This is a genomic window from Hydrogenophaga pseudoflava, from assembly GCF_031020795.1.
Taxonomy (GTDB): Bacteria; Pseudomonadota; Gammaproteobacteria; order Burkholderiales; family Burkholderiaceae_C; genus Hydrogenophaga; species Hydrogenophaga pseudoflava_A.
This window is the reverse complement of the sequence record NZ_JAVHJP010000004.1, coordinates 444803-466805: the sequence shown is the minus strand read 5'-3', so window position 1 is coordinate 466805 and position 22003 is coordinate 444803. Positions and strand designations below refer to the sequence as shown.

22 protein-coding genes are annotated in these 22003 nt (G+C 68.8%); 3 read left to right on the top strand and 19 right to left on the bottom strand.

The features are described 5' to 3' along the window. The 14 genes from RCO38_RS15805 to RCO38_RS15740 form a co-directional block, all read right to left on the bottom strand. On the bottom strand, positions 1 to 1674 hold the full coding sequence (locus RCO38_RS15805) for a GspE/PulE family protein (protein ID WP_308329302.1): 1674 nt from the start codon (positions 1672 to 1674) through the stop codon (positions 1 to 3). Then, on the bottom strand, positions 1658 to 3175 hold the full coding sequence (locus RCO38_RS15800; RefSeq protein ID WP_308329301.1) for an AAA family ATPase: 1518 nt from the start codon (positions 3173 to 3175) through the stop codon (positions 1658 to 1660). Before RCO38_RS15800 ends, RCO38_RS15805 begins: the two co-directional genes overlap by 17 nt. Beyond that, positions 3172 to 4140 carry a tetratricopeptide repeat protein gene (locus tag RCO38_RS15795; RefSeq protein WP_308329300.1) on the bottom strand — a complete coding sequence of 323 codons (969 nt, stop codon included), beginning with the start codon at positions 4138 to 4140 and terminating at the stop codon, positions 3172 to 3174. Before RCO38_RS15795 ends, RCO38_RS15800 begins: the two co-directional genes overlap by 4 nt. After that, on the bottom strand, positions 4137 to 5855 hold the full coding sequence (gene mshL, locus RCO38_RS15790; protein ID WP_308329299.1) for a pilus (MSHA type) biogenesis protein MshL: 1719 nt from the start codon (positions 5853 to 5855) through the stop codon (positions 4137 to 4139). The genes RCO38_RS15795 and mshL overlap by 4 nt, the downstream gene beginning before the upstream one ends. 50 nt (positions 5856 to 5905) lie before the next feature. Next, entirely contained in the window at positions 5906 to 6700 is a 795-nt protein-coding gene (locus tag RCO38_RS15785; protein WP_308329298.1) for a prepilin-type N-terminal cleavage/methylation domain-containing protein, read from the bottom strand. Then, positions 6697 to 7380, bottom strand: coding sequence for a hypothetical protein (locus RCO38_RS15780; RefSeq protein ID WP_308329297.1), 684 nt, complete (start codon positions 7378 to 7380; stop codon positions 6697 to 6699). The genes RCO38_RS15785 and RCO38_RS15780 overlap by 4 nt, the downstream gene beginning before the upstream one ends. Further along, positions 7380 to 7967 carry a hypothetical protein gene (locus RCO38_RS15775; RefSeq protein ID WP_308329296.1) on the bottom strand — a complete coding sequence of 196 codons (588 nt, stop codon included), beginning with the start codon at positions 7965 to 7967 and terminating at the stop codon, positions 7380 to 7382. The genes RCO38_RS15780 and RCO38_RS15775 overlap by 1 nt, the downstream gene beginning before the upstream one ends. A 19-nt stretch (positions 7968 to 7986) precedes the next feature. Then, entirely contained in the window at positions 7987 to 9276 is a 1290-nt protein-coding gene (locus RCO38_RS15770; protein ID WP_308329295.1) for a hypothetical protein, read from the bottom strand. Then, entirely contained in the window at positions 9273 to 9752 is a 480-nt protein-coding gene (locus RCO38_RS15765) for a hypothetical protein (protein ID WP_308329294.1), read from the bottom strand. The genes RCO38_RS15770 and RCO38_RS15765 overlap by 4 nt, the downstream gene beginning before the upstream one ends. Further along, on the bottom strand, positions 9752 to 10648 hold the full coding sequence (locus RCO38_RS15760; RefSeq protein ID WP_308329293.1) for a pilus assembly FimT family protein: 897 nt from the start codon (positions 10646 to 10648) through the stop codon (positions 9752 to 9754). The genes RCO38_RS15765 and RCO38_RS15760 overlap by 1 nt, the downstream gene beginning before the upstream one ends. A 31-nt stretch (positions 10649 to 10679) precedes the next feature. Next, complete coding sequence (locus RCO38_RS15755) at positions 10680 to 11495, bottom strand: type II secretion system protein (RefSeq protein ID WP_308329292.1); 816 nt, start codon at positions 11493 to 11495, stop codon at positions 10680 to 10682. A gap of 150 nt (positions 11496 to 11645) precedes the next feature. Beyond that, complete coding sequence (locus RCO38_RS15750; RefSeq protein WP_308329291.1) at positions 11646 to 12353, bottom strand: response regulator transcription factor; 708 nt, start codon at positions 12351 to 12353, stop codon at positions 11646 to 11648. After that, positions 12350 to 14392, bottom strand: coding sequence for a sensor histidine kinase (locus RCO38_RS15745; RefSeq protein ID WP_308329290.1), 2043 nt, complete (start codon positions 14390 to 14392; stop codon positions 12350 to 12352). The genes RCO38_RS15750 and RCO38_RS15745 overlap by 4 nt, the downstream gene beginning before the upstream one ends. 81 nt (positions 14393 to 14473) lie before the next feature. After that, positions 14474 to 15127 (bottom strand): DsbA family oxidoreductase, encoded by a 654-nt coding sequence (locus RCO38_RS15740; protein ID WP_308329289.1) that lies wholly within the window; start codon positions 15125 to 15127, stop codon positions 14474 to 14476. Between the two features lie 78 nt (positions 15128 to 15205). On the opposite strand from RCO38_RS15740, the gene aroE reads away from it, so the two are divergent. Together aroE and RCO38_RS15730 are read left to right on the top strand one after the other, a co-directional pair. Continuing rightward, positions 15206 to 16027, top strand: coding sequence for a shikimate dehydrogenase (aroE, locus tag RCO38_RS15735; protein WP_308329288.1), 822 nt, complete (start codon positions 15206 to 15208; stop codon positions 16025 to 16027). 7 nt (positions 16028 to 16034) lie between these two features. Next, positions 16035 to 16922: an EamA family transporter gene (locus tag RCO38_RS15730; protein ID WP_308329287.1), complete on the top strand. Its 888-nt coding sequence runs from the start codon at positions 16035 to 16037 to the stop codon at positions 16920 to 16922. A 71-nt stretch (positions 16923 to 16993) separates the two neighbouring features. Here the strand turns inward: RCO38_RS15730 and RCO38_RS15725 are convergent, their stop codons facing one another. After that, the gene (locus RCO38_RS15725) at positions 16994 to 17116 is read right to left on the bottom strand and encodes a hypothetical protein (RefSeq protein WP_308329286.1); all 123 of its coding nucleotides are present in this window, start codon (positions 17114 to 17116) and stop codon (positions 16994 to 16996) included. 38 nt (positions 17117 to 17154) lie between these two features. After that, the gene (locus RCO38_RS15720; RefSeq protein WP_308329285.1) at positions 17155 to 17532 is read right to left on the bottom strand and encodes a bleomycin resistance protein; all 378 of its coding nucleotides are present in this window, start codon (positions 17530 to 17532) and stop codon (positions 17155 to 17157) included. Between the two features lie 451 nt (positions 17533 to 17983). Here RCO38_RS15720 and RCO38_RS15715 point away from each other — a divergent pair, with 451 nt between their 5' ends. Then, positions 17984 to 18544: a hypothetical protein gene (locus RCO38_RS15715; protein WP_308329284.1), complete on the top strand. Its 561-nt coding sequence runs from the start codon at positions 17984 to 17986 to the stop codon at positions 18542 to 18544. 180 nt (positions 18545 to 18724) lie between these two features. Here the strand turns inward: RCO38_RS15715 and RCO38_RS15710 are convergent, their stop codons facing one another. The 3 genes from RCO38_RS15710 to RCO38_RS15700 are packed head-to-tail and all read right to left on the bottom strand — an operon-like array spanning position 18725 to position 22003. Beyond that, positions 18725 to 19690, bottom strand: coding sequence for a 2-hydroxyacid dehydrogenase (locus RCO38_RS15710; protein ID WP_308329283.1), 966 nt, complete (start codon positions 19688 to 19690; stop codon positions 18725 to 18727). After that, positions 19687 to 20439, bottom strand: coding sequence for a class II aldolase/adducin family protein (locus RCO38_RS15705; protein ID WP_308329282.1), 753 nt, complete (start codon positions 20437 to 20439; stop codon positions 19687 to 19689). The genes RCO38_RS15710 and RCO38_RS15705 overlap by 4 nt, the downstream gene beginning before the upstream one ends. Before the next feature lie 16 nt (positions 20440 to 20455). Continuing rightward, positions 20456 to 22003 (bottom strand): amino acid ABC transporter permease/ATP-binding protein, encoded by a 1548-nt coding sequence (locus tag RCO38_RS15700; RefSeq protein WP_308329281.1) that lies wholly within the window; start codon positions 22001 to 22003, stop codon positions 20456 to 20458.

Below are 22003 nucleotides of genomic sequence, written 5' to 3'. Positions count from 1 at the left end.
TCAGTCCAGTCCGATGGCGCGACGGATCTCGTCCATCGTGGTTTCACCGGCCAGCACGCGCCGCCGGGCCAGCCGCTCCATGGGCTTGAGGCCGCCGGCCTCGGCCAGCTCGCGCAGGCGCGCACGCGGCGCCTCGGCCACGATGGCGTCGGCCAGCTCGCGGCGCACGGTGAGGATCTCGTACACCGGCACGCGGCCGCGGTAGCCGCTGCCGCGGCAGTGGTTGCAGCCGGTGCCGTGGAACACCTGCTCGACCTCCTCGCCCAGCCAGCGGCGCTCTTCGTCTGTGGCTGCGCGGCTGGTCTTGCAGTGCGGGCAGATGCAGCGCACCAGGCGCTGGTTGATCACCGCCACCAGGTTCTCGGCCACGGTTTCAGCGTCCACGCCCAGCAGGCGCAGCCGGGGCACGACGCCGAAGATGCCGCCGACGTGCAGCGTCGAGAGCACCAGGTGGCCGGTGGACGACGCGTCCAGCGCCGCGCGGGCGGTCTCGGCGTCGCGCACCTCGCCCACCAGGATGATGTCCGGGTCGTGGCGCAGGAAGTGGCGCATGGCGCTGGCGAAGTCGTAGCCGGCGCGGCGGTTCACCTCGGTCTGGCAGGCCACCGGCACACGGTACTCGACCGGGTCTTCCACCGTCAGCACGTTGCGCTCGACCAGCGGCTGCACGCGCAGCGCGGCGTGCAGCGTGGTGCTCTTGCCCGAGCCGGTCGGCCCGGTGATGAGGATCAGGCCGTGCGGGCGCGAGAACGAGCGCTCCATCTCGGCCACGTCCTCGTCCAGAAAACCCAGGTCCTGCAGGCGGTCGAGGTCGCTGCGCTCGGCCAGCAGACGCAGGGCCATGCGCTCGCCGAACTCGGAAATCATGGTGGAGACACGGACGGTGTAGGCCGCGTCCATCAGCTGGATGGTGAAGCTGCCGTCCTGCGGCAGCCGCTGCTCGCTGGCGTCCATGTCGGCCTTGAGCTTGATGAACGCCACCAGACGGTCCAGCGAGGGCGGCATGGCGAACATCGGGCGCAGCACGCCGTCGACCCGCATCAGCACGGTGCGGCTGTTGGCGGTGGGGGCCAGGTGCACGTCGGTGGCACGTTCGCGCACCGCCGTGTGCAGGATCAGCTCCATCAGCCGCTCGGGGCTGAAGGCGTGGTCGCGGTCGTCCGACAGCTTGCGGATCTCGGCGGCGATCAGCTTCTCGACCGGGTTTTCCTGGAAGTAGTAGTGCTGGTGGATGGCGTCCACCACCGCGAAGAAGTCGCCCTGCCAGAACACCGCCTCCTGGCCGACGCGGCGCTGCACGATGGCCGACACCAGCTCGGGCTCGGCGTCGCCCAGCAGCACGCGGATGCGCTCCCCCTCGCGCCCGATGGGCAGGAAGTTGTGGGTCAGACAGAGGCTGCGGTTGAAGGCCGCGGCCACGCCCTCGTCGATGGCGGGCGGCACATCGCGGAACTCGATGCCGCGCTGCATGGCGAGATGGCGCGCCAGGTCCTTGGCGCTCAGGAACCCCAGCTCCACGAGCATGCGGCCCAGCTTCTGGCCCTCGACCGCCTGCTTCTGGCAGGCGTAGTCGATGTCGACCTGGGTGACCAGGCCGCTGGACATCAGCAAGCTGCCCAGGGTGCGACGGTCCCCTCCCGACGCCACGTCGGTACCGTCACTGCTCTTGTACATAGAACTTCTCCAAAATCAGTCCACTCAATGGGTCGACCTGGCCCGAGGGCTCCAGACCGATGCCGGACTGGAAGCGCTGCAGGGCGTTGCGGCTCTTTTCGCCCCAGACCCCGTCGACGTCGGCCGGCAGCAGGCTGCCGTAGCGCGTCAGGGCGATCTGGAACCGGGCCGCCGAGAGGCGGTCCTTGTCGTCGTAGCCGGCGGCCGGCGCAGCCCAGGTGATCCAGTGCTGGCCCTGGCGCGACTCCAGGCACACGTCGTCCAGCCGGACCAGCCGGCTGCCGAGCAGGCGGTGCGCCAGATCGGGCAGTGGCCGGGTGGTCAGCACGCGGTCCTGCTGCAGCGGCGGGGGCGTGGCGCAGGCGCCGTTCGGTGCGGCGACCGGCGCAGGCTCGGCGGCTTGAAGCGCCACGGCCGGTGCGGCTTGAGGCGCGGGTGCGGGCGCCTTGTCGGGTTCCGGGGTTTGGGCAACGGCCGGTGCGGGCGCCACCGCTGGCGGAACCGCCGGCGACACCGCCTTGGCCTGCACGGGGAGCGCGCCCTGGTACCAGAACACCCCCGCCACCACCAGCACCGACAGGGCCGCCGCCAGCGGGGCCCAGCGCCGCACCGGGTTGGCCGCGGTCGCCACGGCCGGCACTGCGGGTGCCGACTGGGCGGGCTGGGCAGCGCCCGCGTCGAGCTGGATGCGGCAGTCCTGGATGGCCTGCTTCATCAGCGCGGCGTCGATCACCTTGCCGTTGCGCGCGGCCAGGCCGTAAAGGCAGCGGTCCATGACCAGGTGCACCTGGCGGGGCACACCGGCGGTCTCCTGCAGCAGCAGCTGACAGGCGTCGGCCTGCAGCAGCAGGCTGCCGTCGCTGCCGGAAGACTCGAAGCGGAAGCGGATGTAGTCCGCAATCTCCATGCTGCTGAGGCCATACAGCCGGGCGTGCTTGACCACGCGGCTGCGCAGCTGGCGCAGGCTGTGCTGCGCCAGGGTGGCTTCCAGCTCGGGCTGGCCGGCCAGCAGGATCTGCAGCAGCTTCTCCTGGTCGGTTTCGAGGTTGCACAGCAGGCGGATCAGCTCCAGCGAGCTTTCCGTGAGGTTCTGTGCGTCGTCGATGATGAGCAGGCAGGTCTTGCCCTCGCGGTGGTTGTCCAGCAGGAAGGTGTTGAGGACGTTGATGTCCGCGGCCATCGAGCCGGTGCCCTGCAGCCCGAAGTCCTGCAGCACGGCCGAGAGCAGCTCCGGGCCCTGCAGGAAGGTGTTGAACACCAGGGCCGAGACCACCTGGCGCGGTGCCAGGTCGGCCATGAGGCGCCGCACCAGGGTGCTCTTGCCCATGCCGACTTCGGCCGTGAGCAGGCAGAAACCCTTGCGCGAGAGGATGCAGTGTTCCAGCTCGACCCGCTGCTCTTCCAGGTGGGGCGTGGTGAAGTAGCAGCCCGCGTCCGGCGTGTAGGGGAACGGGTTGCGGACCAGTCCCAGCGTGGCGAGGTGGCTGTTGCGCGCGTTCATCGGGCGGCCTCGGACTGGCTGGCCTGGTCCAGCGCCGCGCGCAGCACGGTGGAGTTGGGGTTGTTGCGCAGCGAACGCGCGAGCACCTCGCGGGCCTGGTCGGGCCGCTGGCCCTGGCGCTCGATGGAGGCCAGCGTCAGGCTGGCGTTCTCGTCGCCGGGCAGCTTCTCCAGCAGCCGTCGGTAGACGCGCTGCGCCCGCTCGGCGTCGCCGGTGCGGTAGGCGTGCCAGCCCTCGGCGCGCAGGCGGGCCAGCGAACCTTCGGGCAGGCGGTTGCGGATGCCCTGCAGGTGGCGCAGCGCCTGCGCTTCGTCGCGGGCTTCCAGCGCGCGGTTGAGGCCGTCGAACAGCTCGCTGATGTCTTCGTTGGATGCGCTTTCGGTGGCACCACCGGTGGACCGCACCGTCACCTCCGCCGGCGACGGGCGCGCCTGCGACACCGGCTGGGCCGGGACCGGCGCTGCAGCGGGCGCAGGAACGGCGGCGGGCGGCGGCGCCACGGCGGGTGTGGCCCCGGTCGCGGCAGCGGCCGGTCGCGCGGACAGCGCCGTGGACAGCGTCAGCCGCGGCGGCACCGTCGGCAGGGGCGGCTCGGCCACGGGCAGGGCCGCCGGGGCACCGGGCACGGCAGCCGGCAAAGCGGCGGGAACCGCGACGGGCAAAGGTGCCACCGGAGCCGTCGGCAGCGGCGGCACGTCGGCGGGCGCAGGGGCCACGGCAGCGGTGGCCGATGGCACCGCAGGGGCGGCCACCCCGGCCACCGGTTCGCGCTGCGACAGCAACAGACCCGCCACGATGCCCGCGCCGGCCACCACCGCACCCAGCAGCAAGGGCCCGCGCAGACGCCCGGTGGCAGCCGGCGGGACCACCCGCACCGCGCGCGGCGGCGCGGCGGAGGCGCTGGCCACGACGGCGGCGGGTGCCTCCTGTTCGGTCTGCTTCAGGGCCTGGTAAATCAGACTCATAGGAGGCGCACGCGCAGCACGACGATCAGTTCTCGGGATGAGCGGGCATCCCCTTCCTGCGACACCAGCTTGCCAAGCACGGGCACATCGGCCAGGAAGGGCACGCCGCTGTTGGCGCCGGAGGATTTCTGGTCGATCAGGCCGCCGACGACGACCACGTCGCCATCACCCACGTTCAGCGTCGTGGTCAGGCCCTTGTAGGCGACCTGCGGCAGGCTGACCGAGTTGAACTGGTTGACCTGCACCAGCTCCAGCGTCTTGGGGTCCACATCGCTCTGCACCGGGTTGATCAGCAGCTCGATCTTGCCGTCGTCGCGCATCATGGGCAGCACGCCGACCATCACACCGGAGAACACCGAGTCGGTCTGCACTTCCGACGAGGTGGTGGTGGCGCCGCCGCCCACGTTGTTCTGCGACGCGCTGGAGCGCGAGACGTACTTCAGGCTGGTGCCCACCGAGAGCATCGCCGGCGTGCCGTTGCGCACCTGGATGTTCGGGTTGGAGAGGATGCGCAGGTTGCCGAAGTTGCGCAGCGCGTTGATCACCGCCGAACCGTTGGTGTCGGCGTAGCCGATGCCACCCGTGGCCAGGCCGGTGGACGAACCGATGGCCCGCGCCGGAATGGTCAGGCTGCTGCCGGGGTAGCTGCCGCGCGAACCCGGCAGGCTGCCGTTGCCGGTGGGCGTGAGGTTGAGCGCGTCGACGCCGAAGTTCAGCGCCAGGCGGCTGCGCAGCTGGGTCCAGTCCACACCCAGCTGGTAGCCGTCGCCCAGCTGCACGTCGATCAGCTGCGCCTCGATGTAGACCTGCTTGGTCAGCATGTCCTGGGTCTGCTTGATCAGCTTCTCCACCGCGCGCATCTGCGACGGACGGGCCTTGACGAACAACGTGCCGGAGGTGCGGTTGAGGGTGAAGGCCTGGTTCTGGTTGGGCTGCTGCACCTGGGTGGGTTCCTGCGGGGTGCGCGCACCGGCCGCGGCCGGCGGCTGCGACTCGTTGGCAGGCCGGTTCTCGCCCAGGATGGCCCGCAGGTTGTTCTCGATCTCGGTGTACGGGTCGGCCCGCTGCGTCGACGAGGCCGTCATCGACAGGGCGCCGGAGATGGCCGAGTTGCCGCTGCTGGAGTTGGAGCCGAACACGTTGCCGCCGGAGTTCAGCGACATCTGGGAGTTCACGTTGAGGAAGTTCATCGCGAAGAACTTCTCTTCGTGCAGGCGGATGCGCATGGTCTGGTTGCGGATCTCGCCCGACACGTCGTAGCTGCGCAGCAGCTCGTTGAAGGCCTCGCGCAACGACACGTCCTTGAGGAACATGTCGGTCAGCGCGCCCTGCTGCACCACCGCCGGCTCGACGATGAGGTTGACCTTGGCCGCATCGGCGAACGCGGTCAGGATCTGGCTGATCGTGCCGTTGGAGATCGACACGCTGATGGTGCGGCCTTCCAGCGGGTCGTACTGCGGTGCCGGCGGCTCCAGCACCTTGGCCGCGGCCGTCTTGCGCAGCTCCGCCAGCAGGCGCTCCTGCTGTTCCAGCAGCTTGCGTGATTCGGCCTGCGCCACTTCCTGTATGCGCCGGACCGATTCGGTATCGGGGTCGCTCAGGTACTTGGCGCTCTGGGGCGGCGGGGCCACGCATGCCGACAGCAGCACCACCGAAAGGGCGGCGGCGGCCTTTGCCAGTGCGGTCGTCGGGAAGGGCAGTTGGATCTTTTGCATGGCGGTGGTGGTTGCGAGGAAATTCGGATGACGGGCGGCGGTGCTCGGGCTCAGGGCATGCTTCTTCTCAGCCAACCGGCAAGCTGCACGGGCGACTCGGCCAGCACCACGTCGTCGGACGTGGACCGGATCGGTGCGTTGGGGCTGGCGGCGCAGGTACCCGCCGCGGTGTGAGGAGCGTCCAGGCGCAGGCCGTCGCCGCTGCGGTCGTCCAGCGGCAGCACCAGCCAGTAGGCGACCGGCATGACGGCGTTGGTCGCGCAGTCGATGACACCGGACGCACCGGCGTCGCCGGTGAGGTGCGCGCGCGAGGTCGACAGCGCCAGTGCAGCGGCATTGCCCAGCGCCACGATCAGGTCGGTGACGTCCAGGTGGGTGGCCTCACCGGCGGTGTCTCCGGTGCGCTCCAGCGCCACGGCGAGGTCGGCGTCCGAGGCCGGCGTGCCGCTGGCGGCGCGAAAAACCGCGTAGCGCGCACGCAGCGATTCCTGCGGCACCTCCATGTCCAGCGCCACGTAGGGAAACCAGCCCACCTGGTTGCCCGCGGTGCAGCTGCCGCCGGTCAGCGACTCGTAGCCGGTTGCGGTGGCCCCGCTGTCCGGGCACGGCAGGCGGCCGTGGCGCATGGCAAAGGCGCGCAGGCTGCCCTGCATCTGCCGCGCCAGGGACATCGCCCCTTCGCGCTCCTGCTGTTCGGACACGGTGTCGAATGCGGAGAACGCGGCCCAGCTGACCAGCCCGGCCACCACCAGCACGACCGACACTTCCACCAGCGAGAAGCCCCTCACGCGCCGCGCACGGGCCGCGCGCGCGAGCGTGTGCCGGAACTTCAGGGCCGTGTTCACGGCTGCTTCCCCGCCGGCGCCGGCAGCGGGCGCGCATACGACTGCACGGCCGCAGAGGTCTGGCTGATCTGGTCGCTGAGGTCGCGCATCTCGGCCAGGATCGCCTGCCGGCGGGCGACGTCCCTGGGATTCGCGCTGGACGCGATGGTCTGCAGCTCCTTGCTCAGCGTCTGCACCCGAGCCGAATAACCGAGCATGTCCCGAATGGCCTTGAAGTAGCGGGGGTCGAACTCGCCCCGCCCCAGTTGCTCGACCTCGTCCATCACGGCCTGCACCTCGGCGATGGTGACGTTCGGCCCCTTGGCCTGGAGGGCAGCCAGTTTGGCGCGGATGCTGGCACGGATCTGGCGGCGCTCTTCGGGCGAGAGCTTCGAGACAGGCTGCGCGGGCGCGGTGGCCGACCCCCCTGCTCCAGCCGGCGGCGCCGCGTCGGCCTGGGAACGGGCCGGGTCCGCCACGGTGGACGACGGCGCGGTCGGCGTGGAAGCGCTCTGCGCACCAGCCGTCACCGTGCCGGTGGCAGGGGAAACACTGCCCGTGGTGCCTGGCGCCGTCACCGGCGCCGGTGCCGATGCGGAGCCTGCGAGGGGAGCCCCGGCGCTGTTGGCCAGCCAGTACCCACCGAGAAAGGCGAGCAGCACCACGCCCAGACCCGCACCGGCAAGGACCCCCTTGTTCATCAGTTGGCCTTTACCTTCGAGGGGAAGGCACCCAGCACGCGCAGGCGCTCCAGGGGCACCGCCACCACCAGCTCTTCCTTGCCATAGCCGAAAGTCACCGCACCGACCTGGATGCCGCGCACCACCAGACCGTCGCCCACGGCGTCGCCCACCCGGACCAGGTGGCCGTTCACCACGGCCTTGCGCTCGGCGCCTTCGACCACCACGCTCACCTTGGGCAGCGGTACCGCCGACAGGGGCTGCCGAACGGTGCCCACACGGGGCTGCTGGGGCGCCAGCCCGGCCAACTGCGTCTGTTGCGGCAGGGCGAACAGGCTGTCGTAACTGTCCAGCGGACGGATGCCGGGCACCACCGGACCGGCCGCCATCAGCCCCATCGGCCGGCGGGCCGCAGCATCCAGCAGGGCCTGCATCGAGGCCTTGAGCTCCGCCTGGTCGGCCACCGCCTGCGGCGAGAGGGGCGGCAGCGACATCTGCACCGGCGCCAGCGCGTGGCGCTCGACGCCGATGCGATTGCCGATCATTGCCGCGGCCAGCAGAAGCAGCGCCGCGGCGATCAGGCTCAGTGTGAGAGCAACGTATTTCATCGGGAGTTGTGTCCGGACATCAGCTGTTGCCACCCGACGCCGCCCGGCGCAGGTGGTACGCAAAGGCACCCACGGAACCGTCGTTGGGCGTGGTCGATTCGGCTTCCCAGCCCTGGGCGCGCAAAGCGCCCAGGAAGCGGCTGAGTTCGACGCTGGAGCCGTTGGCCACCACGCCGTCGATCCTGAAGCGCGCCTTGGACGCCTGGTCGGCCTTGGCCAGCTGCACCCGCTGGATGCGCACCCCGGCGCCGGCCGCCTGGCGCACCGTGGTGAGCATGCGGACCGGGTCGTGGGTGGCCGCAAAGCCGAGCTGGCGGGCAAACGCCAGTTCCGCACTTTCCACGTCGGTGCCTCCGGCGGCACTGGCCGCGGCCAGGCGTGCGCGCAGCGGCTCCATTTCGCTGCGCAGCGTGCGCACCGCCTGCTGTTCCCGGACTGCCGACTGCTCGGCATAGACGGCGAAGCCGCCAAGTCCCAGCGACACCACGGCCACCATGGCGGCGAGGGGCATCACATAGCCCTCGCTCAACCAGGCCAGCCGCTGCAGACCGGAGGCCACAAAGCCGCGCACCGGCAGGCCGGCCAGCAGGCCCGGCAGCACCGAGGCCGCCTTGCCGCCTTCGGCGCGGAAGGATTCGTGCGGCATCAGGCGCGCTTCCAGCGCTCCCAGCTCGCCGAGTTTGGTCAGCAGCGACTGCTCGCTGCCAGCGTCTTCGGTCTGCACGGCGCCCCAGCACACACCGCCCGAGCCTTTCCAGCCGCTGGCGCGCAGCTGGGCCATCACCGTGCGCACGGGCGCCAGGAAGTCGGTCGCGTCGTTGCCGATGGCCGCCGCCGTGGCGTAGTGCATCTTGTTGTCGGATTCGCCGTAGGCGTGGATCTGCTGACCGGTCCGCACCAGCCGCAGCGGCTCGTCCTTGCCGATGCCGCTGGCCAGCACCGCCACCAGGGGCACGACCATGCAGTGGTCGGGCTGGCGCTGCGCCCAGTCCTGATGCCGCTGCCAGTCGTCCAGCGCGACCGCGGTGTAGAGCGTCTGGCAGCTGTCCGTGTGGCGCACCTGCTTGTGCACGAAGACCTGCATCGCGCCTTCGACCGCACCTTCGGCACGCACCACTTTTTCGATCTGGGCCGCGGCGTACTCGGGCTTGCCCTTGGTCGACTGGATGCCCACCTGCGAGTCCGCGAAGTCGACCACCACCACCGCGGCGCCGGCGAGGTCGGGCCAGGGCGCGATCTCGCGCATCTCGCCGGCGGCGAATCGGAACCAGCCCTGCTGGGAGACTAGGAGGATCTGCTCGGGCTTCATCGGCTCACCAGGGGGAAGTACACGACACCGGCCATCTCGACGTTGAAGCCCCGGTCGTCCGGCAGCACCGGGGAGAACAGGCCGGCGCCAGGAGACGCCACGGTCACGTCAAAGTAGTCGGCGGCGAACCATTGCGCGCCGTTGGCACCGATCTGCTGCACCAGCAGGGTTTCGGCGTCGCGGCGGCTGAGGATGGCGGTGGTCCGCTGCAGCTTGCGGTTGGACCACTTGGCGGGGTCGAACCCGGCCTTGGCGATCATGGCCTTGATGTCCTCGGCGTCCCTGGCGTAGCGCTCGTGCTGCTCCAGCGCGGGCACCAGGCCACGCAGCTGGCTCAGTTCGGCGCGCGCCGAAGCCGCTTCCGACCGGGCCTGACCCAGCCGGCCCACAGCCTGCCAGGCAAACCAGGCCGCCACCGCCAGCGCCAGGGTGGCGGCACCGAGCAGGACCAGACGCAGACGTCGGGACGCGTCCATCACTGGTCCATCACCCAGTGGGCGGTCAGCAGGGTCACGCGGTCTTCGTCGTACTGGCGGCCGGTGGCGGTGGCGCCGCCGGGGTTGTTGGCACCGATGGCGGTGGCGTCACCACCCACCTGGTTGTTGCCGCCGATATTGCTGGCCACCGTGTTGTTGGCCTCCCAGGCGGTGCCGGGCGCGTTGGCGTCCACGGCCTGGGTGTGACCGGCACGGCCCTGTATGCGGAAACGGCCTTCGCGCGAATCGGGCTTGCCGTCGATCAGCTGGTCCAGGTAGCGAGCCAGGTCGGGCGTGAGGCCGCGCACCACCATCACGTTGCCGGCGCCGCTGGTGGTGCCGGCGGTGTTCCACTGGAAGCAGACCTGCACCTCGGTGGAGTTGCCGTTGGTGTCCTGGTAGACATAGCGGTCTTCGTGGCCCTCGCCGCGGCCGGCCGGCATGCGCACGCCGTGGCGGGTCATGAGGGTGCGCAGGGTCTGTGTCGCCAGCGCGGCGTCGCTGCCGCCGGTCTGGTTGGCCGCGTAGCCCTGCCCTTCACAGATCTTGCGACCGGTGTTGGTGAAGTTCTCGGGAATGCCGGCCACCGCCTGCTGACCGGGCCGTGCGCAGGCGCCGGAACCACCGATCGCGGTCTCGGCACCGTTGACCATATAGGTCGGCGCCTGCTGGCAGTCGCCCACCACCGTGCCCGTGCGCTGGTAGTACTGGTCGTAGGCCATCTTCCACTGTTCGAGGAACTTGTTCGAGATCTTGGTGTACTCGGCGTTGCGCTGCACATCCTTGCCGATGGCGATGGCGCCGATGATCAGACCGATCACTGCCAGCACCAGGGCCAGCTCGATCAGGGTGAAACCGGCCTGGCGGGCGCGGCGGGAGGTCGAAAACTTCTTCATGGTCGTGCTTTCCGTTCCGCTGGACGCTGGGTCACTGATTCATCTTGTAGACGGCGACCAGGGTGGCCACCTGGCTCTCGTCGAGGCGGGTGTTGTCGCCGGAACCGGCATCCACAGTCGAAGCGATCGAGTCGTCGTTGGTGCGGTTCCACTGCACACCCGGACCGTTGGCCGTGCCGTTGGCGATGGCCTGCTTGCGGAAGCGGCCTTCCTGGGCGTCGGGCTTGCCGTCGACCATCTGGTCGAGCATGCGGGCCAGGTCGGGGGTGAGGCCCGAGATGATCATCACGTTGCCCGAACCTTCAGCCGATGAAGGCTGGTTCCACTGGAAGCAGACCTGCACCTCCTGCGGGTTGCCGTTGCTGTCCAGGTAGACGTAGCGGTCTTCGAACCCTTCGGCGCGGCCCGGGGGCATGCGGATGCCGGTCTGCGTCATCAGGGTGCGCAGGTTGGTGGTGGCCGTACGCGCGGTCATGTTGGGACCGTCGGCCTTGTCGCAAGCTCTTGACGCCGTGATCCCATCGGCCCCCATGTTGCCGCCCGACAGCGGCAAGCCGCCTGCAGCCGTGTAGGTGGCGCCATTGACCATCAGGCGCGGGGCGGTCTGGCTATCCCCGACCACCACGCCGGTGCGCTGGTAGTACTGGTTGTAGGCCTGCTCCCACTGGTCGATGAACTTGTTCTTGATCTTGGTGTACTCGGCGTTGCGCTGCACATCCTTGCCGATGGCCATGGCGCCGATGATCAGACCGATCACCGCCAGCACGACGGCCAGCTCGACGAGGGTAAAACCCGATTGCCGCTGTCGCCCGGATGCGACGTGGCCGCGACGGAATCCATATTTCATAAGCTTCTCCGTGACAAGGATGCGATGAATGAAGCTTAGGAACTACAGATGCACGCAATCTGTCACAAGCTGTCACAACCCTTCACAGGTAACAACTTGTTAGAAGAACCGTGACAAATTCGTCGGCGTCTCGCCACGCCGCAGGGCGGATCAGGAATCGATGGCCAGGACCGCACTGAACCGGTAGCCGCGCCCGCGCATCACGGAAATGGCGGACTCGTCCAGTCCGCAGGCCTCCAGCTTGCGGCGCAAACGGCGCACCAGGGAGAACAGCGCGTTGTTCACGTCGGTCTCGGCGTCTTCCTCGGTCCAGAGCAGCCGCCGCAGGGTGTGCACTTCCACGATGGCCCCCGGCGACTGCGCCAGCACCTGCAACAGCGCCGCCTCGCGCGGCGCCAGCCGGTGCACCTGGCCGCTGGTGCCGGTCAGCGTGCCCTGGCGGCGGTTGAAGCGCACCGCGGTCTCCGCGGCATCGGGCGTGCGTCGGGCGCGCTGGACCACGGCCTTGAGCGCCAGCTCGACCTCCTCCATCTCGGCCGGCTTGAGCAGGTACGCATCGGCGCCGGCCCGCCAGCCGGCCAGCCGGTCGGCCGCGGAGTAGCGGCCCGACAGCATCACGATGCCCACCTCGGGATAGGTCGAGCGCAACCAGCGTGCGATGTCGATGCCCGACTCGTGTGGCAGGCCCACATCCAGCAGCAGCACCTGCGGCACCCGCTCCACGAGCAATTGCCGCAGCACGGCACCGTTGCCCGCTGCGCGGACGCGCCACTGGCCCGTCTCTTCCAGGTAGTCGACCAGCGCCTCGCGCAGATCAACAAAGTCCTCGCACACCAGCACATCCCACAACCGGGTCATTCGTTCTCTCCGACAAAGGTCAGCACCAGACCAAAGCTCACGTCATCGTCCTTCTGCTCGAACTCGACGTCACCGCCGCACAGGCGCGCCGTGCCACGCACCCAGTACAGGCCCAGTCCCGAGCCGGAATGCTGGTGGGCCAGGGGCGCGCGGTAGTACTTTCCGAACAGCCGCGCCGGGTCGGGAGCCCCCACCGGCCCAAGCCGGTTGGTCACCCGTATCGTCAGGCCGACCTCATCGTGGACACCGATGCGCAGCTCGCACGAGCAGCGCACGGTGGACTCCGGCGGCGAATACTTCAGGGCGTTGTCCACCAGGTTGCGGACCATCATCTCCACCAGTGGGGCGGACCCGCGCACCAGCCGCCCGGAGGCACGGGGCACCAGGTCCGAGGTGTCCATCCGCGGCTCCTGCGCCAGCAGGGCCCGCAGGCGCCCCACCAGGGCACTGGCCTCGCAGCGGTCCTGCACAAACCCGGGCCTCTCCGACGAGTCGTGGCCCCCCATGTGGTGCTCCAGCTCGCTGACCGCCTGCACCTGCTTCAGCACGCTGCGCATCTGGCCGACGGACGTGCCGATGCGCCGCAAGTCGCGCTCGGCGGACTTGCCCAGGCCGTGTCCCCCACCCTCTGCGCCGAGCTTGCGTTCCAGTGCACCCGTGGCCACCGCAATCACCGACAACGGCGAGCGCATCTCGTGCATCAGCATGCCCAGGAAGCGCCCATCCTCCTGCCGGCGACGCCGCTCGAACTGCACCTGCTGGCGCACCAGCGCCAGCGTGCGCTGCGTCCCCTCCTGCTCCCGGCCCAGCAGCTCGCGTCGGCGCAACAGGGTCAGGTGCAGCACCACCGCCGTCACCAGGCTGATGAACACACCCGGGTAGAGGTGCAGGAAGCGGGCTTCGATCAGGCCCCGGTGGGTCGCGTAGGCCAGGACGAAGAACATCGTGGTGCTGATGGTGTTGATGCGCAGCAGGTTCAGCAGCACCACGTCGTCGCTGCGCACGAACACCACCGCGAGCCCGCTGGCCAGCACCGCCAGCGGCAGGATCAGGTTGCTGGCCTGCATCGCCAGGTCGAAGCGGCCGCCGATGGTCAGCAGGATCTGCAGGGGCAGGAACAGCAGCAGCAACGACTGCAGGTGCAGCAGCCAGCCGGGCGCACCATGTTCGCGGAACAGCTGCCGGTAAAAGAGGGCACCGGTGAAATACTGGGCAAAGCCGAACCAGCTCGCCAGCTGGTCGGCCAGCAGGGGGTCGTCCGGCAGCAGGAACTGCCCGCCCAGACCGAAGAAGAACACCATGGCCCCCAGCGTGGCCAGCTGGAACGCCGCATTCGCCGCCCAGTGGCGGTCGCGGTAAGCCAGTGCCGCGACCGCCGCCGCCGCCGTCAGCACGAGAACCGCCCCGCAGTACACGCCAAAGCCCACCAGCAGGGCCGCGTTCTCCCGGTCGGAGACCGACGGCTCAAGCACCCGCACGCGGATGTTGTGGGCATTGAGCGTCCTCACCCGCACGAACACCACCTCGCCCGCCTGGGGCTTGAAGGCCACCGAGAACCCCAGGTCCATCCGGGAGCGCTCCGGCGCGGGGTGGCGGTCGCCCAGCTGGTGCAGGCGCCAGCCGGTCACCTGCCCGGGATCGGGCGTGTACACCCGCACGTCGTCGAGATAGCTCGGCTGCACCACCACCACCGCCTCGCCGGCCAGGTCGGGCGGCGTCTCCAGACGGAACCACTGGGCGGCCCGGGTGAAGCCCCGGGACACCTGGTCCGGCGCCGAGGCAAATGCGCCCTGGGGCAACCTGGCGACTTCGGTGATGTCGAGCTCGGCCCGCTCGTCGGTGTACAGGCCGTGCCGCGCCCGGCTGGGCGCACCATCCGCCAGGGACGACACCTGCACATAAAGCACCACCATGCACAGGATGACCAGGACGCCGAGCAGGAAGCTGCTCGTGCCGCTCCAGCCCAGCGAGACGGGGTGGTGCGAAAGGGCCTCGTCGGGAGGTTCGGTCAGCAGGAAGGCGGAACTTTCGGCGGGCATGGTGCGGCAATTTGTTGCAAATTAGACAACGAATCACCGCCGCGCCGTGCCCGGGTCACGGCTGCTGCCCGGGTCCGGGCCTCACCCCGCAGCGATCTGCCGCAGCGCCTGCTCGTAGGCCTCGGCCGGCTGCCCACCCGAAATCAGGTGCCGGTCGTTGACGATCACGGCCGGCACCGAATGGATGCCGTGGCCGGTGTAGAACTGCTCGCGCTCGCGCACCTCGTCGCTGAACTCGTCGCTGGCCAGCACCCGCTGCGCCCGGTCCACGTCCAGCCCGGCCTGCTGCACCGCTGCCAGCAGCACCGCCGGGTCGGAGGGGCTTTCGGCGCGGCCGTGGTGGGCTTCCATCAGCGCCCGCTTGAGCGCCAGCTGCTGGCCCGGCGCGCCTTCGGCCTCGGCCCAGGTGAGCAGGCGGTGCGCGTCGAAGGTGTTCCAGATGCGGCCGCGGCCGTCCTTGTTGAAAGTGAAGCCGGCCGTCGCGCCACGCTGGCGGATGGTCTCGCGGATCTGCGCCTGCTGCTCGGGTGTGCTGCCGTACTTCTTCGTCAGGTGGTCGCCCACGTCTTCGCCCTCCGGGCCCATCTGCGGGTTGAGTTCGAAGGGCTGGAAGTGCAGCTCGGCCGCGATGTCGGGTTGCACACGTTCCAGCGCGCGCTCCAGGCCGGCCAGGCCTATGGCGCACCAGGGGCAGGACACGTCGGAGACGAAATCGATCTTGAGGGTCTTGGTCATCGGGGCATGGTAGTCCCCATGCGCGACAATCGCAGGCTGCCTCTCCAAAGCCCCCTGTTTCCTCCCGTGTCCCGCACCATGACCGACCGCTACGCCGTCATCGGCCACCCCATTGGCCACAGCAAGTCCCCCTTGATCCACAGCGCCTTCGCGCAGGCCACCGGCCAGGACATCGAGTACACCGCCATCGAGGGACCGCTCGACGGCTTCAAGGCCACGGTCGAGGCCTTCATCGCCAACGGCGGCAAAGGCATGAACGTCACCATCCCGTTCAAGCTGCAGGCCTTCGAGATCGCCACCGACCCGATGGAGTCGGCCCGCCTGGCCGGCGCGGTCAACGCGCTCAAGTTCGAGGGCGGCCGGATCTACGCGCAGAACTTCGACGGCTTGGGCCTGGTGAACGACATCCAGCGCAACCTCGGCGTGTCGCTCACGGGCAAGCGTGTGCTGATCTGCGGGGCCGGCGGTGCCACGCGCGGCGCCATCCTGCCGATTGCGGCGCAGAAGCCCGCCGTGATCGCGGTGGCCAACCGCACCGCCGCCAAGGCCCACGGCCTCAAGGCCGACTTCGCAGCCCACGCGGCGCTGCAGGCCGGCGGCTACGACGAACTCGCGGGCGAGGCCTTCGACGTGGTGCTCAACGCCACCTCCACCGGCCTGTCGAAAGACGAACTGCCGCTGCCTGCGGGCGTGTTCGCGCCCGGCGCCCTGGCCTACGACCTGGTCTATGGCAAGGGCCTCACGCCCTTCCTGAAGCAGGCGCAGGCCACGGGCGTGACGCAGCTGGCCGACGGCGTGGGCATGCTGGTGGAACAGGCGGCCGAGGCCTTCGAGTGGTGGCGTGGCGTGCGGCCGGACACGCAGCCGGTCATCGAGCGCTTCACCATTCCCCTGGTCTGATCGCAACGTGAGTTCGAACCGCTGGGCACAGGCAGTGCCCCTGCTGGCCGTGCTCGGCTCGGTCGTGGCCCTGGGCATCGGCACCTCGTTCGGCAAGCAGCTGTTCCCGCAGGTCGGCGCGCTGGGCACCACAGCGCTGCGCGTGGGTTTCTCGGCCCTGATCCTGCTGCTGATCTGGCGCCCCTGGCGCTGGACCACCACGCGCGCCGACGCGAAAAGCCTGGTGCGCTACGGCATGGCACTGGGCTGCATGAACCTGATGTTCTACCAGTCGATCCAGACGATTCCGTTTGGCGTCGCGGTGGCCATCGAGTTCAGCGGCCCGCTGGCCGTGGCCTTCTTCACCTCGCGCCGGGCCATCGACTACCTCTGGATCGCCTTCGCCATCGTGGGCCTGGGCCTGCTGCTGCCGCTGGGCCACGACGTGACCAGCCTGGACCCGGTGGGCGTGATGTTCGGCCTGGGCGCGGCCGTGTTCTGGGCCGCCTACATCCTGTTCGGCAAGAAGGTCGGCCACCTGCACGCCGGTCACTCGGTCGCGCTGGGCCTGACCATGGCCGCGGTCACGGTGGTGCCCTTCGGCGTCTGGCACGCGGGCAGCGCGCTGCTGCAGCCGGAGATCCTGCTGTTCGGCCTGGGCGTGGCCGCCGTGTCCAGCGCGGTGCCGATCTCACTGGAGATGGTCGCCCTCAAGCGCCTCACGCCGGCGGCCTTCGGCGTCATGGCCAGCATGGAGCCGGCCGTGGCGGCACTGATGGGCGTGCTGGTGCTCGACGAGCATCTGACAGGCCTGCAGTGGCTGGCCATCGTGCTGGTGATGAGCGCCGCCGCCGGCAGCGCCGCCACAGCCAAACCCGACGCGCACCGCGGGCCGGCGGACGAAATCGTGCAGTGAGGCCACCCGGCGCCGCCGGACTGCCTCAGACCTCGCCCAGGTGGCCGCGCGCGATGGCCGCGGCCTGGTCGTCAAATCGTGAACACCGTCTGCAACAGTTCGGCCGACTTGTCACCCAGCGGGGCCAGGCGGTAGAGGTTCTGCAACTCGTGCCGGTTGATCGTGTCCTGGCTGTCACTCCATTCGAGGCTCATGGGGCGCCCACATGATCGGGCGGAAGAGCGTCATTGGCTCAGTCGCTGAGCTCTTCACCAAAGCGGATGGCGTTGCCAAAAGGGTCGTCCACCTGCATCTCGTGCATGCCCCAGGGCTGGCGCGTCAGGCCATAGCGAAATGGCGCTTGCAGTTGCACCAGCTCATGGTGCAACTGCTCGACGTGCTGAACCCTGATGTAGCAACTGCTGGCACTTCCATGGTGCCGCGCCTCGTCTTCCGACGCGGCCAACCAGAAGTGGATCTCTGCCGATCCGCGCCGGACGATGAGGTGCCCGTGCTCGGGAAACAGCTTGAAGTCCGTGAAACCCAGCCGGTCACGGAAGAAGTCGGCCGTGCGTTGCAGGTCTCCGCTTGGGAGTTGCGGAATGGCGAGGTGCAGGAGGGGGGGAGCCATGGGTTCTGGGCGCGTCGATGAATTGCTGATTTGGTAGGGATGACAGGTCACCCGGACTTCCACTTTTGATTGGTACGTCTACAGGGGGCAAGTCATTGTCAATCGCCTGTCGATCCACAAACCGCTCAAATCCGTTGATGGTTGTGTTCACGCTGGGGTTTGTCATCAACTCCTGCACGGCGATCTTTCCGAGAAACTCAAATGCAAGCTTGGCCCCTTCCAAACCTTCTGCTTTGACTGTCAGTGCATCTCTCGTGTGTCGTCGTGCAAGGAAACCGAAGTGTTCAGACAGGTGCGATGGCGCCGGGCCTGACGCTGATGTGCTGATGGGATCGACCATGCCCGCGAACCCAACTAAAGAGTGAATAGAATACTTTGCAAGACTAATTTCAGACGCGTGTGGCTCATACATGCCGCCTACTGTTTGGTATTTTTTTCAAAGGGAGGCTTCATGAATCGATTGTTCAAAACGCTTATTGCTACGACTGGGCTCACGATCCTAGCCGCTTGCGGTGGGGGCTCAAGTGACCCTGCCGATGGGTATGTCGGATCCTGGAGGTCAGCCTGCTTTTCCTATAAGGGCAATGACGGCAAGACCTACTTTAAACGGGTCACGAACAATTTTGAGAAGGCGACGGCGACTTCTGTGAACGCTACCTTCTCCGATTCGACCGCATACTCCGACCCAGCCTGCAACAACGTCTTGGGTGCGATTTCCAATCCTGCCAGCGGAACTATTCAATTGGGACCGAAGGTCAGCTTTTTGGGTACGGAGGTGGACTCGATCAGCGTGACCTTTCCTTCGGAAAACCTGGTCGGCTACATGACTGCCAACGCAACGCAGCTGTTCATCATTGCTGTAGCGCCGAATGAAACCCCGACCGGATGGGGAGTCGGATCGCCCTACACCAAAGTCGAGGCCAAACAAGGGACAGCATCTATGCTGATTAAGAGCGTTGAGAGCGATGATGGCTCGGCTCCTGCGAAACCCCAGAGTGGATACTCCAACTAGGGCCTGTTAACACATCATGCTTTTCGCTCTGTCGCGAATGACGCCTCCGGGTCGACACCGTGAAGCCAGTTCGCGGCCGCGAAAGACGGCTATCGCTGCACAACCGTCACTCAATCCGTTGCAAACGCCCGCGCCGGCGCTCGGCCAAAGAATTCGTCCGCTGCGCCCGGCGTTGGATGCTCAGTAGCCGCGCTGACGATCTACAGCGTGCAGCGGCGCCTGCCCGACCAGCACCCGCGCCGCGTCGGCCACGATCTGCCCCGCGATCACATCGGCGGACGCGGACGAGGCCATGTGCGGGGTGATGACCACGCCGGGCTCGGCCCACAGCGGGTCGTCGGCCGGCAAGGGTTCGTGTTCAAACACATCCAGCACCGCGCCGCGCAGGTGGCCGCTGCGCAGGGCATCCAACAGCGCCGGCACCACCAGTTGTTCGCCGCGGCCGCAGTTGACAAAGACGGCGCCGGGTTTGAGGGTGGCGAACCAGTTGGCGTCGAACAGACCCCACGTCTCGGGTGTGAGCGGCAGCAGCGAGACCACCATGTCCAGTTCCGCCAGGAAGGGGCGCATCGCTTGCGGCCCGGCCCAGGTCGTCACGCCGTCCAGCGCAGCGGGCCTGCGCGCCCAGCCGTGCACGTCGAAACCATGGGCGGCCAGGGTGCGGGCCACCTCGGCGCCCATGGCGCCCAGGCCCATGACGCCGACGCGGTAGGCGCTGACCGGGCGCTGCGACGGCATGCGCCATTCGCGGCGCACCTGCTGTGCCAGCACGTGATCGAGGTCGCGGTGAAAGTGCAAGGCCGCCCACAGCACGTACCCGGCCATGCCGCGCGCCTGCGCCGGGTCGACGATGCGGGTGACTGGCACATCGGGGGGCAGGTGCGGGTCGCGCAACAGGTGTTCCACCCCGGCTCCGATGGAGGCCAGCAGCCGCAGGCGCAGCAGGCGCGCAGGCAGACCCATGGGCACAAACCAGCCCGCGATGGCGACCACGCTTTGCAGTTCGGTGGTCGGGGTGTCCGGCGTCCAGCACCGCACACGCAGGCCGGGGCAGTCCCGCGCGGCGGCGCGCTCGAACTCGCCACACAGGCCCGAGAGGTCGTCGGTCTCGCTGCACAGCAGCAAGGTCGGCGCGGCGTCATTCACAGGCGGTAGTCCGGTTCGCTGCGGTCCAGGTCGCGCAGCCACGCGGCCCAGACCAGCTGGCGCTCGTGTTCCACGCCGCGGAACTGTTTGCGCACATGGGTGCTGAGCGCGGGCGGTATGCGCGTGACCGGCCCGGCGATGCTGGCCAGTTGCGCGGCGGCGAGCTGGATCTCGCAGGCCTTGTTGAGGTAGTACATGATGCAGAAGGCGTCGGCCACGGTGGGCCCGACGCTGAGCAGGCCGTGGTGCCGCAGGATGAGCGCCATGTTGTCGGCCAGCGCGGCCTGGATGCGGCTGCGCTCTTCCAGGTTGAAGGCCACGCCTTCGTAGGGGTGCACACCCACGGACTGGTGGAACTCGGCCGAGATCTGGTTGAGCTGCAGCAGGCCCTGTTCACACGCAGCCACCGCCATGCCGGGCACGGTGTGGGTGTGGATGACGCAGTGCGCGTCGTCGCGCGCGGTGTGCACCGCGCTGTGGATGGTGAAGCCGGCCGGGTTCATGGCGGCGTCGCCCTGCACCACTTTCCCTTCGAGGTTCACCACGATCAGGTCGCTGGCGCGGACTTCCTTGAACATGAGACCGAAGGGATTGAGCAGGAAGCGCTGCTGGCCCTTCTTGCCGTCAGGCAGCCGGGCCGAGAAGTGGGTGTAGAGCGTGTCGTCCCAGCCGAAACGGGCGGCCAGGCGGTAGGCCGCTGCCAGGTCGCGGCGCAGGGTGGCCTCGTCGGCCTCGGGGGTGTGGGTCATGAAGTCTCCGTGAAGGTCAGGCCGCAACGGCGGGGCTGCTGTCCAGGCCCATGAAACGGCGCACGCGGGCCAGCGCCGGCTCGTCGCCGGCGTCCGGCCGCTGCAGGCGCTCGGGCGGCGCATCCAGCAGCAGCTGGCCGTTTTCCATGAACACCACGCGGTCGGAGATCTGCAGCGCGAACTCCATCTCGTGCGTGACGATGAGCATGGTCATGCCCTCTTCCGCCAGGTCGCGGATCACCTTGAGCACTTCGCCCACCAGCTCGGGGTCGAGCGCGGAGGTGGGTTCGTCGAACAGCATCACGTCGGGCCGCAGGGCCAGGGCGCGGGCGATGGCCACGCGCTGCTGCTGCCCGCCCGAGAGCTGGTGCGGGTACTTGTGCAGGTGCGCCAGCAGGCCCACCTTGTCGAGCAGGCGCTGCGCGGTGTGCAGGCGGCTGGTGGCGTCGCCCTGGCCGTGCAGGCCGGGCGCGAGCAGGATGTTCTGCAGCACTGTCAGGTGCGGGAACAGGTTGAAACCCTGGAACACCATGCCGATGCGGCGGATGCCCTGGCGCACGCGTGTGGCGTCCTGCGGGGCGGCGCCGAGCAGGTAGCTCTCGCCAAACAGCACGATCTCGCCCTGGTCCAGGCTTTCGAGTGCGTTGACGGTGCGGATGAGCGAGGTCTTGCCCGAGCCGGAGGGGCCGATCACCGAGATCACATCGCCGGCACCGACCCGCAGGTTCACCCCCTTGAGCACGGCGTGGCCGCCGTAGGCCTTGTGGATGGCCATGAGGTCCAGCGCGGGCGGCGCGCCGGGCCCGCGCTCGGCCGGCGTCACCACCGGCGCTTCGGGCAGGCCGGCGCGCAGCCGGGCCAGGCCCGCTTCGTCCACCGGCGCGGGCGTGCGGCGCTGCAGGTCCAGCCGGCGCTCCAGCGCGTTGAGCACCGCGCCGAACACGGTGACGATGGCCACGTAATACACCGCCACCGCCAGCAGGGTTTCGAGGATGAGGAAGTTCTGCGTGTACAGGCGCTGCCCGGTCAGCAGCAGCTCGGGCAGCGAGATCACCGACACCAGCGAGGTGAGCTTGATGATGGTGACGAACTCGTTGATGAGCGAGGGCAGCGCGATGCGGAAGGCCTGAGGCAGCACGATGCGCGTCTGCGTGGCGAACCAGCCCAGGCCCAGGGCGTGGCCGGCCTCGCGCTGGCCCCTGGCCACCGACAGCAGGCCACCGCGGTGGATTTCGGCCATGTAGGCGGCCTCGGTCATCACCATGCCGGTCAGGCCCGCCAGAAAGGGAATGCCCAGCACCACCCCGGTGGCGGGAAAGATCTGCGGCAGGTTGTAGACGAAGACCAGCAGCACCAGCAGCGGCACGCTGCGGAAGAACCACACATAGGCCTTGGCCGGCCAGCGCAGCCAGCCGTGGCGCGAGCTTTCGGCCTGGGCCAGGCCGAAGCCCAGCACCAGGCCGAGCAGCCAGGACAGCGAGCCGAGCGCGATCACCATCGCGCTGGCGCGGTAGAACGCCCCCATGGAAAAGAGCGAGAAGAAATAGGTCCAGTCCAGTTCCAT

Bases quoted from the DNA above. Each gene is read 5' to 3' on its own strand.
- RCO38_RS15805 (WP_308329302.1), bottom strand. From the start codon at position 1,674: ATGTACAAGAGCAGTGACGGTACCGACGTGGCGTCGGGAGGGGACCGT.
- RCO38_RS15800 (WP_308329301.1), bottom strand. From the start codon at position 3,175: ATGAACGCGCGCAACAGCCACCTCGCCACGCTGGGACTGGTCCGCAAC.
- RCO38_RS15795 (WP_308329300.1), bottom strand. From the start codon at position 4,140: ATGAGTCTGATTTACCAGGCCCTGAAGCAGACCGAACAGGAGGCACCC.
- mshL (WP_308329299.1), bottom strand. From the start codon at position 5,855: ATGCAAAAGATCCAACTGCCCTTCCCGACGACCGCACTGGCAAAGGCC.
- RCO38_RS15780 (WP_308329297.1), bottom strand. From the start codon at position 7,380: ATGAACAAGGGGGTCCTTGCCGGTGCGGGTCTGGGCGTGGTGCTGCTC.
- RCO38_RS15775 (WP_308329296.1), bottom strand. From the start codon at position 7,967: ATGAAATACGTTGCTCTCACACTGAGCCTGATCGCCGCGGCGCTGCTT.
- RCO38_RS15770 (WP_308329295.1), bottom strand. From the start codon at position 9,276: ATGAAGCCCGAGCAGATCCTCCTAGTCTCCCAGCAGGGCTGGTTCCGA.
- RCO38_RS15765 (WP_308329294.1), bottom strand. From the start codon at position 9,752: ATGGACGCGTCCCGACGTCTGCGTCTGGTCCTGCTCGGTGCCGCCACC.
- RCO38_RS15760 (WP_308329293.1), bottom strand. From the start codon at position 10,648: ATGAAGAAGTTTTCGACCTCCCGCCGCGCCCGCCAGGCCGGTTTCACC.
- RCO38_RS15755 (WP_308329292.1), bottom strand. From the start codon at position 11,495: ATGAAATATGGATTCCGTCGCGGCCACGTCGCATCCGGGCGACAGCGG.
- RCO38_RS15750 (WP_308329291.1), bottom strand. From the start codon at position 12,353: ATGACCCGGTTGTGGGATGTGCTGGTGTGCGAGGACTTTGTTGATCTG.
- RCO38_RS15745 (WP_308329290.1), bottom strand. From the start codon at position 14,392: ATGCCCGCCGAAAGTTCCGCCTTCCTGCTGACCGAACCTCCCGACGAG.
- RCO38_RS15740 (WP_308329289.1), bottom strand. From the start codon at position 15,127: ATGACCAAGACCCTCAAGATCGATTTCGTCTCCGACGTGTCCTGCCCC.
- aroE (WP_308329288.1), top strand. From the start codon at position 15,206: ATGACCGACCGCTACGCCGTCATCGGCCACCCCATTGGCCACAGCAAG.
- RCO38_RS15725 (WP_308329286.1), bottom strand. From the start codon at position 17,116: ATGAGCCTCGAATGGAGTGACAGCCAGGACACGATCAACCGGCACGAG.
- RCO38_RS15720 (WP_308329285.1), bottom strand. From the start codon at position 17,532: ATGGCTCCCCCCCTCCTGCACCTCGCCATTCCGCAACTCCCAAGCGGA.
- RCO38_RS15715 (WP_308329284.1), top strand. From the start codon at position 17,984: ATGAATCGATTGTTCAAAACGCTTATTGCTACGACTGGGCTCACGATC.
- RCO38_RS15705 (WP_308329282.1), bottom strand. From the start codon at position 20,439: ATGACCCACACCCCCGAGGCCGACGAGGCCACCCTGCGCCGCGACCTG.
- RCO38_RS15700 (WP_308329281.1), bottom strand. From the start codon at position 22,003: ATGGAACTGGACTGGACCTATTTCTTCTCGCTCTTTTCCATGGGGGCG.